Below are 16216 nucleotides of genomic sequence, written 5' to 3'. Positions count from 1 at the left end.
TCCCCTCCAACGACCTTCAGACGTTAAACAAGAAGTGCAGCACATCCCCTTCTTGAACGGTGTAGTCCTTGCCTTCACTCCGGACTAACCCTTTGCCTTTGGCAACGCCCATGGAACCCGCGGTCACCAGATCCTGGTAGGCCACAGTTTCAGCCCGAATAAATCCCCGTTCAAAGTCGGAGTGAATCACGCCCGCCGCCTCGGGAGCTAGCATTCCAGCTTGAATCGTCCAGGCACGGGTTTCCTTGGGGCCAGTGGTGAAATAGGTTCGCAGTCCCAGGAGTTCATAGGTTGCCTGAATCAGCGATCGCAACCCTCCTTCTGCGACCCCTAAGGACGCCAGAAAATCTGCCTGTTCATCGATCGGCAACTCTACCAACTCAGACTCCACCTGGGCAGAGACAATCACAACCTGCGCCTCGTCACTGGCAAAGGCTCTTACCTGCTCGACCCATTGGTTGCCCGTTGCCAGATCGTCTTCCGAAACATTGGCTGCATAGATCAAGGGTTTGCGGGTCAATAATCCCAGAGGCTTGATGATGGCGGCGGCTTCGTCGTCTAAAATGACGTGGCGAGCGGGTTGCCCCTGATCGAGTGTGGCACTTAGCTTCTCTAGAATTGTGAGTTCTAGCTGGGCCTCTTTACTCGTACGCGCCTGTTTGCGGGTGCGATCGATGCGCCGCTCAATTTGCCCTAGATCGGCCAAGGCCAATTCTAAATTAATCACCTCAATGTCTCGGATTGGATCAACCGACCCAGCGACATGAATGATGTCATCATTCTCAAAGCAGCGCACCACCTGCACAATTGCGTCCACTTCTCGGATATGAGACAGGAATTGATTGCCCAAGCCCTCTCCTTGACTGGCTCCTTTCACCAGTCCGGCAATATCGACAAATTCCACCCGCGTCGGCAAAATTTCTGCCGAACCTGAGATCCCAGCCAGCACTTGCAGGCGTGGATCTGGCACTGCTACAACCCCGATATTGGGTTCAATGGTACAAAATGGGAAATTCGCTGCCTGGGCTTTGGCGTTGGCGACGAGGGCGTTAAACAGTGTAGACTTGCCAACGTTGGGAAGTCCAACAATTCCGGCTCTTAGCATGGAAAACTATTTTTACAATTTTAATGACAGCATCACCTTTCTATCTTAGAGGCTATTTCCAGTGGACGCAGTAAGCTTCGAGGAATGAGACCCATCGCAATCTAGATCGAGACGCAATCAATTCTGAAAGGGTTTTACCCCTAGTCATATGCGTTTTGGATGTGCAACAACTTAGTTCTTGATCATGATGCTTTTGTCAGATCATCATTCTCTGTTGATTAAAGATCCAGACAGTAGCTCAATCAGCCCATTGATCTACTGGGAAACCCTATGCTCCTGATGCTTCTATAACTCATGGTTTACTTAGGATCTTCCTGGGTATTTTGCAGCTCCATAGCAACGTCTCTGCAGATTCACTTTGCTTCTCCATCAAGCTAGTTTCATCGAGCTGATGAAAATTGGAATACGCTGTCAAGTTCAATTCATCCAACGAAAAAACTCATTTTCTACCCTCATCCTGACTTTTCTACCTGCTTCTAGGAAGACAAATATAGTAATCCTAAAACAGCAGTAACAGCATGTGCAAAGGATGCCCTATTCCAGTCATTCCAGTATCTTGTGATTTAGAACTGAGAGCGGATTGCTATAGCCCCCTTAGCCATCTGCAAATTGAATAAATTCCTTGCCATTTTGTTCGAGGATGACGTTAGGTTGACGACTCCCAGGACTGGAAATTTGCTTCACCACAACCAGACCGCCACATAGGTGATCGCCCACCTGTACGGTTTGGTTGAGCGGCTGATCGGCCACTTGAACGATCGCCAGAGGTTTGCCTTGGGACTGCATAATCCCATTCACCGCTAACTGACAGGCCAACTTTTCCGGGGCTGGGATCGTCGCAGCGATCCCAGGGGAGAGGAGCGGCAGTGATCCCTGCCCCAGGGGACGGGGGGGCAAGGTTTTTAGGAAACCGACGGGAGAGGGGTGGCAGAGAAGGAACCTTGATCGGTGTCAACCGACGGAGTTGCGGGGCTGCGTTGACAGGGGGAGCAACACTGGCAATGGGGATGATGGGGGGTGTATCCGCTGTCACGACGACGGGGAGTAGGGCAAATTCTGCAAAGGGATCGCTGCGTCGACTGCCATGGGTAATTTGAGCCAATCGTCGATTTGGGTTAGTGGTGGGCAACAGGGACTCGGCCGCTGAGAGGCGGGGAGAAGGGGCTTTCACCCTCACCGGATCTTCTCTCCTATCAATTGGCCTGGTTTCTAAGGTGGATGGCAGGGGAGTGGGAGAGAGGCTGGGGACAGGTATCTCCTCGATAGAGGGTGGGAGTTGGAGAACCAAAGCAATCCCTCCGATCAGAGTGCCGAGGCATCCCAAACCCAGGATTCCCCAGCCAATCTTGCGACCAGTGGGGTTGACGGGTGGTGGTAGTTCCGGCGGAGGGTCGGTGAAAATCACCCGATTCCGAACGCTAATCAAGCGAAATGGTGCTTCCATAACTCCAGACTGTCGTTGATGACCAAATTGCTACTGTCCAGCCTAGGGTATCCTGACCCACTTCGGGTGCTGCGATCGCCACAGTGAGGGGATACCCCCAGATGAGATACTGGAGTGTCGCTATACTAATCAGCGCTAGAGCATTTTAGATTTAAGGTTGGCTAGCTACTGAAGGGTGCGCGCGCGTTCAGGTAGTGCTTGCGTAATTCTTCTGCACCGAGCAGGAGAGGCGGACAGGCAAGAAGCAGCAGCCACTGCCATGCAAACAGGGGGGCTGTTGCGAAAATTTTCCGCAATGGGGAGATATAGATGACTGCCAGGATCAGCAACCACTCACAGGCAATGCCCAGCCAGATCAGGCGGTTGCTGAAAAACCCCATGGGGATCACGGAGGCTCGTTCCGATCGACAGGCAAAAACATTGCCGTCCTGACAGGCCACGATCGCCGCCAGGGTCATGGTCGTTGCCTGGGCATAAATGCCGATGGTTGTGGCATCCGCAGTATGGGAGAGGATGGCAGGGGTCACCGCTTGCAGTTCCGATAATCCATAGCCGTGACTCCACCAAACGATAAAGAAAGCCAGCATTCCCAGGCCGGCTTCAATCACCCCCAGAAAGCAATATGCCCGCAGTAGCAGGGATCGATCTAAAAGCGGCTGAGTATGTTTGCGGGGTGGACGGCTCATGCTGCCAGCCTCTGCTTGTTCTGCTCCCAGCGCCAAAGCTGGCAGCATGTCGGTACCTAGATCGACCGCCAAGATTTGCATGATAATCAGCGCCGGGGGGATTTTCAGCGCCACCATGGCGAGAAAAGGAACCAACTCCGCTACATTGGAAGCCAGGATGTAGGTCATAAACTTGCGGATGTTCTGGTAAACCGTGCGGCCCTGCTCGATCGCCGCCACAATCGTGGCAAAGTTATCATCCAACAGCACGATATCCGCCGCCTCTCGAGCAACATCGGTGCCATTCAACCCCATGGCAATCCCAATATGCGCCGCCCGTAATGCTGGCGCATCGTTGACCCCGTCTCCGGTTACCCCAACCACATGGCCGAGATCTTTGTAAGCCTGAACTAGACGTAGTTTATGCTCCGGGGACATGCGGGCAAAGATCAGATTCGAACGGTAGGTGAGGATCTGCCGCAGTTGGGCATCCGAAAGATGTCCCATCCCTTCTCCGGTGAGGATTCGGACTTTGTCTTGCACCAAACCGATGCTGCGGGCGATCGCTTCGGCGGTTAACCCATAGTCTCCGGTCACCATGGTGACGGCAATGCCGGCCTGATGACAGTGAGCGATCGCAGCCTCAACCTCCGGACGGGGGGGGTCAAACATCGCCACCAGACCAATGAAGATCAGGGTTTGCTCCAGTTGTTGGGGGGGGGACTCCAGCAATTCTTGACGACCCTTGCGCACGGCCAAGCCCAGCACTCGAAATCCTTGACGAGCTAGGTCATCATTGGCAGTTGCCACCTGATCCCGATTCGCTTGACTTAACTCTTGTACCTGCCCTGCCCTGAGGATACCAGTGCAGCAACGCAAAACTTCTAGGGGTGCTCCCTTCGTGAAGCTGAGGTAGGGAAATTCATTGGGCCAAAGGTCTGCCCGTTGCCAGTCCAGTACCACGGTCATCATCCGACGGCGGGAGTCAAAGGGAACTTCCCGCAACCGGGGATACTGCTGCTGCAAGGTCTCTGGGCCCAGGTCAGCCTTCAGAGCCGCCACCAGTAAGGCCGCTTCCGTCGGATCGCCGATTTCCTGCCAGCTGCTAGAGTCCGTGAGATGAATGAGACGGGCATTGGAACACAGGGCTGCCCCCGCTAGCAACAACCGCACCTGCCAGGGAGCCTCAAGGGTCTCTGGTATCTCGATGCTGCCGGTGGTGGGATCATAGCCAACCCCCGTGACGGCAATCAAGGAAGTAGGGGAGGGAACGGAGGTTAAGGTGTCCGACGCTTCCCCATCCGGTATCCACAACGTTCGCACCGTCATTTCGTTCTTCGTCAGGGTGCCCGTTTTGTCGGTACAGATCACCGTCGTGGCACTCAAGGTTTCCACCGCCGACAGGCGGCGTACCAGAGCCTTTTGTTTAGCCATGCGTTGGACGCCGATCGCAAGGGCCAGGGTAACGGTGGGCAGTAAGCCCTCGGGTACCAAGGCAACGATGATGCCGATGGCAAAAATAAAGCTTTCCCTCACCTGCATCCCTACTAGAAAAGAGGTGAGGAGAAACACCAGGGTGCCCATGGAGAGGGCAATGATCGTTATCACGCGCACAATGCGAGCCACCTGCACCTCTAGGGTACTGGGTTCCCGTTTCACCAGGGTCGTCAGGCGGGCGACATGACCAAACTCCGTTTGGGCACCGGTGGCGTAGACCACGGCGATCGCCCGTCCAGCGGCTACAGTAGACCCCGCCAGCACCAGATTGCGGATTTCTCCCGGCGGTAAGGCTTCCTGGAGTGGGGTATCTCCTGGATGCATTAAGGGTTTTCCGGCTCGCAGGGGCACCATCTGCCGGGGTTGGGCAGGATCTGCTTCCCGAGCCACTGGCAAGGATTCCCCCGTCATTACTGAGATATCCAGGTACAAACTCTCCGCAGTAACCAATCGAGCGTCCGCCGAGACGCGATCGCCCTCCTCCAATTGCACGACATCGCCCCGCACTAAATTCCCAGCCAGAATTTGCTTCAGTTCTCCATCCCGGTAGACCTTTACCTGCATCGGCAGGACACTTTTGAGGGCGGTCAGCGCCCGCTCTGCCTGAAATTCCTGGGAGAAACTAAAAATGGCATTAATCCAGATCACGGCCCAGATGGCCCACCCCAGTTCCGGGGTGTGGGAAATAAACGCCAGAATTCCTGCCACCCAGAGCAACAAGGCCATGAAGTGGGTCAATTGGTCGATAAAACGCAGCAACAGCGGGCGTTGGGGAGCTTCCGGTAATTCATTGAGTCCAAATCGCTTTAACCGGGCTTCGGCTTCAGTTTCCGTCAATCCCTGAGCAGACGTGTCTAAGGCTTCATAGACTTCTGTAACCGTAAGAGCCCAAACCGGACTGTTGATGGTCATGGTCGGTTAAGCAAAATAACACCGCGATGCCATAGTCTATCCCGTATATCCAGCGGGTCGATCAACGAGGAGCAGCAATATCCATTGCCATTGCCTCTCCACCCTTGGTTCAGGATTTAATCACAGTTGAGCGTCTCACGGGTTCTCCGCCCGGTGACTGGGTTCACACCACTCGCACCTTTGCACAGCAATAGCTGGACATCCCGACGTAAGTCAACATTGGTGAAATCAGCCCCCTCGATCAAAGCTGCCTGAAACTTGGTGTTGAAGGCAAAGGCACCTTCCAGCACCACATCTTTTAAATTAGAGCCGGTGAATCGAGCGGTATCAAGGGTGGCATTGGCAAGATTGGCTCCTTCAAGGTTCGCTCCTTCGAGATTGGCCCCAAAGAAGCTCACCCCCTCAAGGTTGCTATGACTGAGGTTACTATTCCGCAGGTTGGCACTCGTGAAACTAGAATCTGTCAGGTCACGACCTGAGAGATCAGCATTGAGCAACGTGGCTCTGGTATAGTCGTCAGCGATCGCCGCTGGCACTCCGAGTACCAGTGTGCAAGTGAAAATCCAGCAGACTAGACTGAGAAAAGCCGTCACAAGCCAGTGGCATAGCCGAGAATTCATACGGGATTGCACCAGTGGGGAACCGCAATTCTTATTATCCTGATATTGGGGCTCAAGGTGAAGACTTTGTTGCTCAATGGCTAGAAGCCCAAGGATGGCTGATTCTCTACCGTCGCTGGCGGTGTCGCTGGGGAGAATTAGATTTGGTAGCTCACTACAGAGGAGAGGAGGTTCAGACTCCAAGAGCGGCAGCTTTGGCCTTTGTCGAAGTCAAAACCCGCAGTGCTAGTAACTGGGATGCCGATGGATTGCTGGCCATCACTGCTGCTAAACAGGCCAAACTTTGGCAAGCCGCACGGCAATTTCTGGCTGAGCATCCCTACCTTTCGGATTTACCCTGTCGCTTTGATGTGGCCCTCGTCAGATGCCAGCGTCCAGTTAAAGACCTTCGTCCAGGAACCCCAGTTCCCCCATCTCAGTTCCAACTCCACGAGTACATTCCAGGGGCATTTGACAACGGAGCTTAGGGGCAAACTGTATTAGGGTTGTGTCTAAGCGAGCGTCTCTGGGCAATATCCCAGTCCCATGACAAATTGGCGGCGAAACTCTTCAATTTCATCTCGGTCGGGCTTGCCATGGGAGACAACCGCGACCTGATAGTTATGCATCACTGAAATCGGTGACTGCCCCATTTCTAGACCCCAGAGTGCCATTTGCAGCCGAATTCCGGGTTCGTAGGAGATGCCTAACTCAGCCATAAAAGCTCGGAAGTTCCCATCCTGGAGAGGATTCAGAGCATGACTCATTTTAATCCGCACAACCCATCCGTCAATTTGATGAATCACGGTCATAAAACTAACGGGGAGATGCTGAGCTGAGTGCAGGTATTCAACAACTCTTAGAGTGAGGCTGGCATTTGCTAAGTAGCATAAATATTCCATGGTCAAGAGCCCAGCGAATGCTATGTCTCCATTGTTGCGGGGATTCACTGCACCCACTAGGGGCAAAGCCCCCGACCTGATATGGGGGGGTTTCCCCCAACTAACTCGATGAGAAATTGAGGGCGCTTGTGGTCACGTTACCGCACGGCGTTTTTATCCCTGATGTGGGTTCGGGGTCAGTTGATCGTCCCCAGGCAGGTAATTCTCACTAAATTCATGGCCTGCGATCGCCGAAATTTTGCAGAATAGATCAAAGATCATCATCAAAGCTCTGTTTCAGCCCTGGGTTCAGTTATTGCTGTATTTTGGCAAGCTCCTATGTCCCAATCCTTCCTCGATCGCCTGCACAGTCCCGATCGCCCCGTTCTGGTGTTTGATGGGGCCATGGGTACCTCATTGCATGCCCAGAACTTGACCACGGAAGACCGCGGGGGGCCAGACTATGAGGATTGTCCGGAATACCTGGTGATCTCGAAACCAGAGGCGGTGGAAAAAGTCCATCGCAGCTTTTTAGAGGTCGGGGCAGATGTGATTGAAACTAATACCTTTGGCGGCTCTACCCTGGTGCTGAATGAGTTTAACTTGGGCGATCGCGCCTACGAACTGAACTACAAAGCCGCAACCCTGGCAAAACGGGTAGCCAAGGAGTACTCCACCCTTGAGAAACCCCGCTTTATTGCCGGTTCCATGGGGCCAGGGACTAAACTCCCCACCCTGGGACACATTGATTACGACACCCTGAAAGCAGCCTTTATCCCCCAGGCAGAGGGTCTCTATGATGGCGGCGTTGACCTTTTTATTGTGGAAACCTGCCAAGATATTCTGCAAATCAAGGCGGCATTGAATGGCATTGAGGAAGTCTTCCAGCGGCGGGGCGATCGCCGCCCCCTGATGGTGTCCGTGACCATGGAACAGCAGGGAACGATGCTAGTCGGCTCTGAGATTGATGCGGTCTTAGCAATTCTTGAACCCTTCCCCATTGAGATTCTGGGCTTAAACTGTGCCACGGGGCCAGATCTGATGGCGGAACACATTCGCTATTTGTCCCAGCATTCCCCCTTTGTGGTTTCCTGTATTCCCAATGCTGGTCTGCCAGAGAATGTGGGCGGTCACGCCCACTACAAACTCACCCCCATGGAGATGCGGATTGCCCTGACGCGCTTTATTGAAGATCTAGGGGTGCAGATTATTGGCGGCTGCTGCGGTACTCGCCCCGCCCACATTCAACAGTTCGCTGAAATTGCCGCCACCCTAACGCCGAAACAGCGCCATCCCGAATTTGTCCCCGCTGCGGCTTCGATTTACAGTGCCCAACCCTATGAGCAAGACAACTCCTTTTTGATTGTCGGGGAACGCCTGAATGCCAGCGGTTCAAAAAAGTGCCGCGACTTGCTGAATGCCGAAGATTGGGATGGGTTGGTCGCCCTCGCCAAGGCCCAAGTGAAGGAAGGTGCCCATATCCTGGATGTGAATGTGGATTATGTGGGTCGGGATGGGGTGCGGGATATGCACGAGTTAGTGTCCCGCCTGGTCACCAATGTCACCTTGCCGTTGATGCTTGACTCCACGGAATGGGAAAAAATGGAGGCGGGACTCAAGGTGGCAGGGGGTAAGTGCCTGCTGAATTCCACCAACTTTGAAGACGGGGAACCCCGGTTTTATCAGGTACTACAACTCGCCAAAACCTATGGAGCTGGGGTGGTGATTGGCACCATTGATGAAGAAGGCATGGCGCGCACAGCGGATCAGAAGTTTGCGATCGCCCAGCGCGCCTATCGGGCGGCTTTGGAGTTTGGACTTCCGGCCCATGAGATCTTTTTTGACCCCTTGGCCTTGCCAATTTCAACCGGCATTGCTGAAGACCGCAGCAACGGCAAAGCCACCCTGGAATCAATCCAGCGAATGCGATCGCAACTCCCAGGTTGTCATATCTTGCTGGGGGTCTCGAATATTTCCTTTGGCTTAAACCCAGCGGCCCGTGTGGTCTTAAATTCCATGTTTCTGCACCTGGCAACCGCCGCTGGCATGGACAGCGCCATTGTCAGTGCCAATAAGATTTTGCCCCTCGCCAAAATTGACCCCCAGCATCAGGAAGTCTGTCGGCAATTGATTTTTGATCAACGGCGGTTTGAGGGGGCTGTCTGTATCTATGACCCCCTGACAGAATTAACCCGTCTGTTTGAGGGGGCGACCACCCAGCGCGATCGCAGTCAGGATGCCCTTCTACCCCTGGAAGAACGCCTAAAACAGCACATCATTGATGGGGAGCGCATCGGTCTGGAAGTAACTCTCAAAGCAGCCCTGGAACAATATCCCGCCCTGGAGATCATCAACACCTTTTTGTTAGATGGCATGAAGGTGGTGGGGGAACTGTTTGGATCGGGACAGATGCAGCTACCGTTTGTGTTGCAATCCGCCGAAACCATGAAAGCCGCCGTTGCCTTTCTAGAACCCTATCTAGAGAAAGCCGATGCTGGCAATAACGCCAAAGGCACCTTGATCATTGCCACCGTCAAGGGGGATGTCCATGACATTGGCAAAAATCTGGTGGATATTATCCTTTCCAACAATGGCTATCGCGTCATTAACCTCGGGATCAAGCAACCCGTTGATCACATCATCGAAGCCTTTGAGCAACACCAAGCCGACTGCATTGCCATGAGCGGCCTCTTGGTGAAGTCCACTGCCTTTATGCAAGAAAACTTGGAGAGTTTTCAACCAGCGGGGGATTTCAGTCCCCGTGATTTTGGGTGGAGCCGCTCTCACCCCCAAGTTTGTCCAGGAGGATTGCCAGAAAACCTATCACGGTCAGGTGATCTATGGCAAAGATGCCTTTTCCGATCTGCACTTTATGGATCAATTGATGCCAGCTAAAGCCGCAGGGCAATGGGATGATCGGCAAGGATTTTTAAATGGACAGGCAGGAGCCCAGCCAGCCCCCCTCCCGATGGACTCTGCAACCGTCACCCCCCCACCAACTCCCCAGGCAGCCGCTACCGAGCCCTTGCCGCTGCCTTCTACCGTAGAGGATACAACGCGCTCCGAGGCCGTTGATCCTCACATCCCCCGACCCACCCCACCCTTCTGGGGGACGCGGATTTTGGAGGGGAGTCAGATCCCCTGGCCGGAGGTGTTTGGATATTTGGACTTGCAGGCTCTGATTGCCGGACAGTGGCAGTTTCGTAAGCCACGGGAACAATCTCGGGAAGACTACGATGCCTTTCTCGCTGAGAAAGTCTATCCAATTTTGGAGCAGTGGCAACAGCGGGTAGTGGCTGAAAATCTACTGCATCCCCAGATTATCTATGGCTATTTCCCCTGCCAAGCGGCGGGCAACGCCTTAGATATCTACGATCCCGTCGATCCCGTCACCCCGATCGCCCACTGGCAATTCCCCCGGCAGCGATCGCTCAAACGTCTATGCATTGCGGACTTCTTTGCCCCCAAATCCTCGGGGCAGATCGATGTCCTGCCGATGCAGGCCGTGACGGTTGGGCAGGTAGCTACGGATGTTGCCAAGGAATTGTTTGAGGCCAACCAATACACTGATTACCTTTACTTCCACGGGTTAGCGGTTCAAGTCGCTGAAGCCCTTGCCGAGTGGGTTCATGCTCGGATTCGCCGTGAGCTAGGGTTGGGCGATCGCGAACCAGAGAGTCTCCGCGATATTCTGGCCCAACGTTATCCAGGGTCTCGCTATAGCTTTGGTTATCCAGCCTGCCCTAACTTACAGGATCAGCACCAGTTGCTGAAGTTACTGGGGTGCGATCGCATTCATCTGACCATGGATGAAAGTGAGCAACTGTATCCCGAACAGTCCACCACAGCAATCGTCACCTACCATCCCGCCGCCCAGTATTTCAGTGCCTAGACCAGAGTTAGGGAATCAGCGATCCCATTTGCTGAGTTTAAAGTTGACAGACTCCTGGGCAGGGGGTAATGGTTGCGCCTTTGAGCCTGGGGATTCGAGCTTTGAGCACCCTGACGGGAAGTAAGCTACATCCCCCCTGCTTAAATACTTGCCGTCATCTCGGGTACATTCTGGCTGAAGAATCCAGAAGAGTTTTGTGATCCTGCCCCCTGGCTCCTCAATTCTCGCCAAGGAGCAGCCAAACAGGGTTGAAAGTCATCCTGCCATGGGTTGGCTCAGGGAAAATTCATTGATAACTTTACAGAGACTCAGGCAGTCTTTACCCATCCTTCACCAATCCCAGCGGTTCCGACCCTAGGATTGAAGTATCTCCAACTAACGCTTCTTCAACCATAGAATCCTGGGAATTAAACTCCGATCTTGGCAGCTACAATCCATCGAGACGTTAGTTATTCACTTCTCAGAATCAGTACTTTTCAATGCATACCAACTTGTTACCAATTACGGCATTTTTCTCCTTACTTCCTGCAAGTATTGCCTTCTCCTTTGTTGTGTTTCAGGCACTCCAATCTGAACCTCAGAGCACCGTAAAATTTCCCTCTAATAACTGATAGTTCCGGCAGCAACCACCTGATGAGGCGCTCACCATGAAATCTGTATCTGTGATTAATTGGCACTATGACTCCTTACAGCCAATGCGCCACTGGTTAGAATCCACCGAGATCCATACCCCCGATGTTGCGCGGCTTATTTGCAAATTGATTCCAGCTCGCTGTCCCTTTGAACGCAACATCACTCTCTTTAACCACACCCTTTTGCGCATCCCGCCCCTGTGTAAGCTCAATCCTTTTTACGATCAACTCGTTGAACTGCGGTTCAAGGCGCTCTGTTATTTGGCCGATGAACTGGGTGAGGATATTAGCCTCTATTGCTAGGAGAGAATAAATGGCGGTTTTCCCTCCCCTGGGATCCATTCTGATTCCTGTCTCCTGAATTCTAATCATGGGGGCATTGCCATACCGAACCTGATTTTGCAGCAAGGCTGTTTCAATGTCCGACTTTAGCAGGCCGTTGGGGTGGCCAAAACAGTGTCGTTACCCCTCCCATAATCGCTAACAGCCCCGCCATAACTACAAATGTCCAATGGAGGCTAAAGATAAAGGTTGCGGATGGGATCGCACTCATACTATTCACTGCTGCGGATAGGTGACTATGGCTGCGAGCCAGGGCAAAAAATAGCGTCGCGGTGAAGGGAACGCCAATGGTTTGCCCCAATAAGATGGCTAGGGTTGCTAATCCCGAAGCCATGCCTAATTGTTCAACCGGAGCCGCACTTAAGAGGGCAGTATTGTTCGGGGCTCGCCACATCCCTAAGCCAATGCCCAGCACCCCATCTGCCAGCATATAGCGCAGGGAGGTGAGCTGGGTATCAAAGCCACTGACCAATAAACAGCCTCCGATCAACAGCAACAAACCCAACAAGCTCATTGGTCGGGTGCCAACCTTATCGGCTAAACGACCCGCGAGGGGAGTAATAATGCCACTGAGCAAGGGCGCAGTCACCATCAACAACCCCACCTGCTCCGTGGGCAGTTTGAGTTCCAGTTGCAGAAAAAACGGGAAAATCAATACCCGACCCATGACAACGGTGTAGACAACCAGTGCCCCTAACAGGCTGAGACTGAGCACTGGCCGCCGAAACAGAGATAGATCGAGCATCGGTGCCACCATCCGCTGCTCAATCCAGAGAAAAATCCCAAGGGCGATCGCGGTACTCGTCAGCAACACCAAGGGGGCAGGGTGAGTAAAACCCAATTTCTGACCTGCTGTCATCCCCATAGAAAAACTCACCATCACCACGGTGAAAACTAAGGCTCCCCAACCATCAAAGCGTTGCTTCACGGTGTGGTCTACCCGCGAGGCCGGAACCAACCGATAGATCATCACACTGGCAATGATGCCAATGGGTACATTGATCAGAAAAATACTACGCCAGTCTCCCCATTTTAGTAGCAATCCTCCAATGGTTGGCCCCATAACCGAACCAACCGAGAGAATTGCGGCGGCGATCCCAATTGCCTGTCCCCGTTGAGAACTGGGAAACACCTCCGCAACAATGGCGAAGCCAAGGGCTGCCATCAGCACAGCACCAAGTCCCTCCAGTACCCGGAAACCAATCAACCATTCAACGGAGGGGGCTAAGCCACACAGCAGCGAACTCAGGGTAAACAGCACCATCCCACTCAAAAATAGACCCCGTTTACCAAACATATCTCCGAGTCGAGCAACACTCAGAGTCAGGGCTGTAATCACCAGCAAATAGCTAACAATTACCCATTGCAGAACAGCAAACTGAGCATCAAATTCCTTTGCTAAAGTCGGCAGGGCAATGTTGACAATCATGGTGTCCAGCCCATACATCAGGAAGCCCAAGCTAATGCTGATTAAAGCCCACCAGTGACGAGCGGTGGCGGATTCAGGGGCGGACATCGGAGTAGTTGAGGAGGGCGGACTTTCCATGAGATTCAGTGAGTTGCTTCAGAACGGAGGAGGAAACCTATGCACTATCCAACCATATTTGAGGAGCGGTCATTCCTATGGCTAATTGCTGTTGGGTTCTCTCAGTGCTGCGATCGGATGATTTCGACAACTACAGCCCCACCTATCGGCACTGGGATGAGATGCAGCGATTTCCGCACCCAGGCATACGCTCCGGCAGCACTGCGAAGCAATCCTCTACGGTATTGGTGAGTGTTCAGCGTCCCAAAACATGTCTGGGTGAGATCGCCTTCAAGCCCTGGCTTTCCGAACCGTGGTTTGAAGGGTAATGATGGGTGTGCGATCGCCCCCAAACAACGGTGTAGTTTTTTAAGGGTTTGCACCGACGTTAAACGTCCCGAAACATTTTCTGTGTTCAGCGAACGGTTGGGTACAATGGCAGTGTTTGTGGGAGTTGAGCCGTTGGGAGAGATGGGATGAGGGCGATCGCTCGTGGTAGAAATTTGTAGCCATTACGGGTTGAAATCGTCAAAGGGCGATCTCGATATAGATTGAACTCACAGTACGCATAACCAATCATTTCAGCAGATGGTATGGAGATCCTTTCGGGGATGCAGAGTATTGTTACCGCCGCTGAATTCAGCCGTTAGCTTGCTTAAGTTGTCGGCAAAGACAAGACCTGGAGATTGCCGATTTGACCATCGGGTTAGCTAACCACTGGACGATTTGAAAATTTTTGGATAAAACTTTATTGGTGAAGTAGCCATTGGGTAGGTTGGAAAGGATCAAAGATGGCTAATGAACTGCATCTAGCTCAACTGGGAAACGGATCTGATCACTGGAACGATTGGATATACGATAATCTAAAAATACAAGAAAAACCTGACTTTAGTAATGCAGATTTACAAGGAATTGAACTGAGCGGGGCGAACTTCATTGCGGCTGATTTTAGTGATTCGGATCTTCGTGAAGCAGGATTAATTGATGCAGATCTCGAGCTTGCTAATTTCCACAATGCTGATTTAAGTAAAGCTCTTTTAGTTGGTGCATCTCTTGGTGGAGCAAGTTTAGTTCAAGCAAGGCTCTGTGGCTCGGATCTTACTGGTGCAAACTTAAATGGAGCGCAGTTCGTTCATGCTGATTTAAGGGGAGCTATACTTCACACAACACAAGCTTTAGGTACAAATTTTACAGGAGCCAATCTTACAGGAGCATGTATCCAAGACTGGAATATTAACAGCAGCACTACGCTTGAGGGTGTAGTTTGCGATTATGTTTTCTTGAAGCATGAAGAGGACTGGGCAAGCGGAACAGAGATTTTTTTAGAGCGTCGTCCCCGAGATGAGAGTAGAAACTTCGCTCCGGGTGAATTTGTTGCACTTTTTCAGAAGGCATTAGAAACAGTTGATCTCATCTTTATAGATGGAGTTGATTGGAAAGCATTTTTTCAATCCTTCCAAGAACTGAGGGCGCAGTATGGTGAAGAAAACCTCTCTGTACAAGCAATTGAAAAGAAATCAGGTGATGCGTTTATCATTCGATTAGAAGTTTCTTCTTCAATTGACAAAGCAGTTCTTGAAAACCAACACGATAGTCTGTACAAAGAGAAACTAGCGATTATTCAAGAAAGAATAGCTTTTCAAGATGAGCAATTGAATTTTTATCGGCAGCAAGTACAGATTGAGCGCCAAAACAATACGAATTTATTAGGAGTTATTCAAACGATGGCAGAAAATCAATCGCCCAAGTATGATATGCGTGGTTCTAATTTCGGGAATTTCGCTGATACAGTTCAAGCTGGTGGTAAGCAGCAAAACGTTCAGCACATTTATGCTTCAGAATCTAAACAGTCCCTTGCTGAGGCTGCTCAAGAAATTCAGGCTCTTCTTAAGCAGTTAGAATCAACTAATCCTCAAGCAACTGAAGATCAACAGATGGCTTATGTAAACTCTGCTATTCCACCTACTTTAAAGCAACGGGTTGTTGCTGCATTAAAGGAGGGGGGCGAAGCCGCTATTGATGAATTTTTGCTGGAAAATAAATATTTGAAGGTGGGGAAAGCTGTTATAAAAGGTTGGGTACAGACCAATGGATAATTAGATATTTCTCTAGTCCTTGCCAGCAACCTAACACTTCACGGCAGCGGACGGACGAAAGCCGCTGGTGCTGAGTTTAAGGTTTTCTGCCGCCGCTGCGTTTTGCCGTTAGCTGGCTTCGATTTTGGGCTGGGGGGTACAGAAAGGCTATCTGCTGGTATTTACCTGCGCTGGTTCTTGCAGTTTTGGTATAACCAAGGTATGACTGAAGAGTAGGAATTTCAGTTAAGATCGCTATGAAAACTGCAATTTCCCTTCCAGATTCAGTTTTTGATGAGGCGGAAGCACTGGCCCAACAGTTGGGATTGTCACGCAGCGAGCTTTACACGAAAGCGTTGCAAGCATATTTGAAAAAGTACAACCGTAATCAAATCTTGCACAAGCTGAACCAAGTTTACTCCCAAGAGTCTTCTGAACTAGATCCTACGATAGCAAAGATGCAATATATGTCTCTCCCACGTGAGGATTGGTAATGTATCGGGGGGAAATTTGGTGGGCGAATTTACCTGATCCAGTAGGTTCAGAGCCTGGATACCGCGTCCCGTTTTAGTCGTTCAAGATGATACCTTTACTCAAAGCCGTATCAATACAGTCATCGTTGTCATTATCACTTCAAATATTCAGTT

Annotated in this window: 11 protein-coding genes and 2 pseudogenes; 7 read left to right on the top strand and 6 right to left on the bottom strand. The window is 51.8% G+C overall.

Features of this window, described 5'->3' with window-relative positions; translation table 11 throughout:
- Nucleotides 1–16 precede the first annotated feature (16 nt).
- The 4 genes from ychF to DO97_RS12890 all read right to left on the bottom strand — a co-directional run bounded on the left by ychF (nt 17) and on the right by DO97_RS12890 (nt 6243).
- Nucleotides 17–1105: a redox-regulated ATPase YchF gene (ychF, locus tag DO97_RS12905; protein WP_036534092.1), complete on the bottom strand. Its 1089-nt coding sequence runs from the start codon at nt 1103–1105 to the stop codon at nt 17–19.
- A 594-nt stretch (nt 1106–1699) separates the two neighbouring features.
- Entirely contained in the window at nt 1700–2002 is a 303-nt protein-coding gene (locus tag DO97_RS12900; protein WP_036534089.1) for a hypothetical protein, read from the bottom strand.
- Between the two features lie 708 nt (nt 2003–2710).
- Nucleotides 2711–5623 carry a cation-translocating P-type ATPase gene (locus DO97_RS12895; protein WP_036534086.1) on the bottom strand — a complete coding sequence of 971 codons (2913 nt, stop codon included), beginning with the start codon at nt 5621–5623 and terminating at the stop codon, nt 2711–2713.
- 116 nt (nt 5624–5739) lie between these two features.
- The gene (locus DO97_RS12890) at nt 5740–6243 is read right to left on the bottom strand and encodes a pentapeptide repeat-containing protein (RefSeq protein WP_036534083.1); all 504 of its coding nucleotides are present in this window, start codon (nt 6241–6243) and stop codon (nt 5740–5742) included.
- 14 nt (nt 6244–6257) lie between these two features.
- Here DO97_RS12890 and DO97_RS12885 point away from each other — a divergent pair, with 14 nt between their 5' ends.
- Nucleotides 6258–6710: a YraN family protein gene (locus DO97_RS12885; RefSeq protein ID WP_036534080.1), complete on the top strand. Its 453-nt coding sequence runs from the start codon at nt 6258–6260 to the stop codon at nt 6708–6710.
- Between the two features lie 24 nt (nt 6711–6734).
- Here the strand turns inward: DO97_RS12885 and DO97_RS12880 are convergent, their stop codons facing one another.
- On the bottom strand, nt 6735–7124 hold the full coding sequence (locus tag DO97_RS12880; protein ID WP_036534207.1) for a hypothetical protein: 390 nt from the start codon (nt 7122–7124) through the stop codon (nt 6735–6737).
- A gap of 318 nt (nt 7125–7442) precedes the next feature.
- Between DO97_RS12880 and metH the strand changes: the two are divergent.
- Both metH and DO97_RS22260 read left to right on the top strand, forming a co-directional pair.
- A pseudogene (metH, locus tag DO97_RS12875) lies at nt 7443–10995 on the top strand (methionine synthase).
- A gap of 647 nt (nt 10996–11642) precedes the next feature.
- On the top strand, nt 11643–11930 hold the full coding sequence (locus DO97_RS22260; RefSeq protein ID WP_036534077.1) for a Mo-dependent nitrogenase C-terminal domain-containing protein: 288 nt from the start codon (nt 11643–11645) through the stop codon (nt 11928–11930).
- Between the two features lie 112 nt (nt 11931–12042).
- Here DO97_RS22260 and DO97_RS12865 read toward each other — a convergent pair whose 3' ends face one another.
- Entirely contained in the window at nt 12043–13485 is a 1443-nt protein-coding gene (locus DO97_RS12865) for a DHA2 family efflux MFS transporter permease subunit (RefSeq protein ID WP_036534074.1), read from the bottom strand.
- A gap of 107 nt (nt 13486–13592) precedes the next feature.
- On the opposite strand from DO97_RS12865, the gene DO97_RS12860 reads away from it, so the two are divergent.
- The 4 genes and pseudogenes from DO97_RS12860 to DO97_RS31255 all read left to right on the top strand — a co-directional run.
- On the top strand, nt 13593–13823 hold the full coding sequence (locus tag DO97_RS12860; protein WP_036534071.1) for a hypothetical protein: 231 nt from the start codon (nt 13593–13595) through the stop codon (nt 13821–13823).
- A gap of 462 nt (nt 13824–14285) precedes the next feature.
- On the top strand, nt 14286–15590 hold the full coding sequence (locus DO97_RS21135; RefSeq protein ID WP_052128706.1) for a pentapeptide repeat-containing protein: 1305 nt from the start codon (nt 14286–14288) through the stop codon (nt 15588–15590).
- A 236-nt stretch (nt 15591–15826) separates the two neighbouring features.
- A complete protein-coding gene (locus tag DO97_RS12850; RefSeq protein WP_036532085.1) occupies nt 15827–16063 on the top strand; it encodes a hypothetical protein in 237 nt (78 codons plus the stop codon).
- Nucleotides 16063–16216 (top strand): annotated as a pseudogene (locus tag DO97_RS31255) (type II toxin-antitoxin system PemK/MazF family toxin); the annotation flags it as partial. The gene DO97_RS12850 and the pseudogene DO97_RS31255, both read left to right, overlap by 1 nt.

Origin of the sequence: Neosynechococcus sphagnicola sy1 (genome assembly GCF_000775285.1) — a bacterium.
GTDB lineage: Bacteria > Cyanobacteriota > Cyanobacteriia > Neosynechococcales > Neosynechococcaceae > Neosynechococcus > Neosynechococcus sphagnicola.
Note: the sequence above shows the minus strand (reverse complement) of the source record. Positions and strands in the feature narration are given on the sequence as shown.

What these genes read in the sequence shown, in the direction of transcription:
- ychF (WP_036534092.1), bottom strand. Translation starts at nt 1,105, where the DNA reads ATGCTAAGAGCCGGAATTGTTGGACTTCCCAACGTTGGCAAGTCTACA.
- DO97_RS12895 (WP_036534086.1), bottom strand. Translation starts at nt 5,623, where the DNA reads ATGACCATCAACAGTCCGGTTTGGGCTCTTACGGTTACAGAAGTCTAT.
- DO97_RS12890 (WP_036534083.1), bottom strand. Translation starts at nt 6,243, where the DNA reads ATGAATTCTCGGCTATGCCACTGGCTTGTGACGGCTTTTCTCAGTCTA.
- DO97_RS12880 (WP_036534207.1), bottom strand. Translation starts at nt 7,124, where the DNA reads ATGGAATATTTATGCTACTTAGCAAATGCCAGCCTCACTCTAAGAGTT.
- DO97_RS22260 (WP_036534077.1), top strand. Translation starts at nt 11,643, where the DNA reads ATGAAATCTGTATCTGTGATTAATTGGCACTATGACTCCTTACAGCCA.
- DO97_RS12865 (WP_036534074.1), bottom strand. Translation starts at nt 13,485, where the DNA reads ATGTCCGCCCCTGAATCCGCCACCGCTCGTCACTGGTGGGCTTTAATC.
- DO97_RS12860 (WP_036534071.1), top strand. Translation starts at nt 13,593, where the DNA reads ATGGCTAATTGCTGTTGGGTTCTCTCAGTGCTGCGATCGGATGATTTC.
- DO97_RS21135 (WP_052128706.1), top strand. Translation starts at nt 14,286, where the DNA reads ATGGCTAATGAACTGCATCTAGCTCAACTGGGAAACGGATCTGATCAC.
- DO97_RS12850 (WP_036532085.1), top strand. Translation starts at nt 15,827, where the DNA reads ATGAAAACTGCAATTTCCCTTCCAGATTCAGTTTTTGATGAGGCGGAA.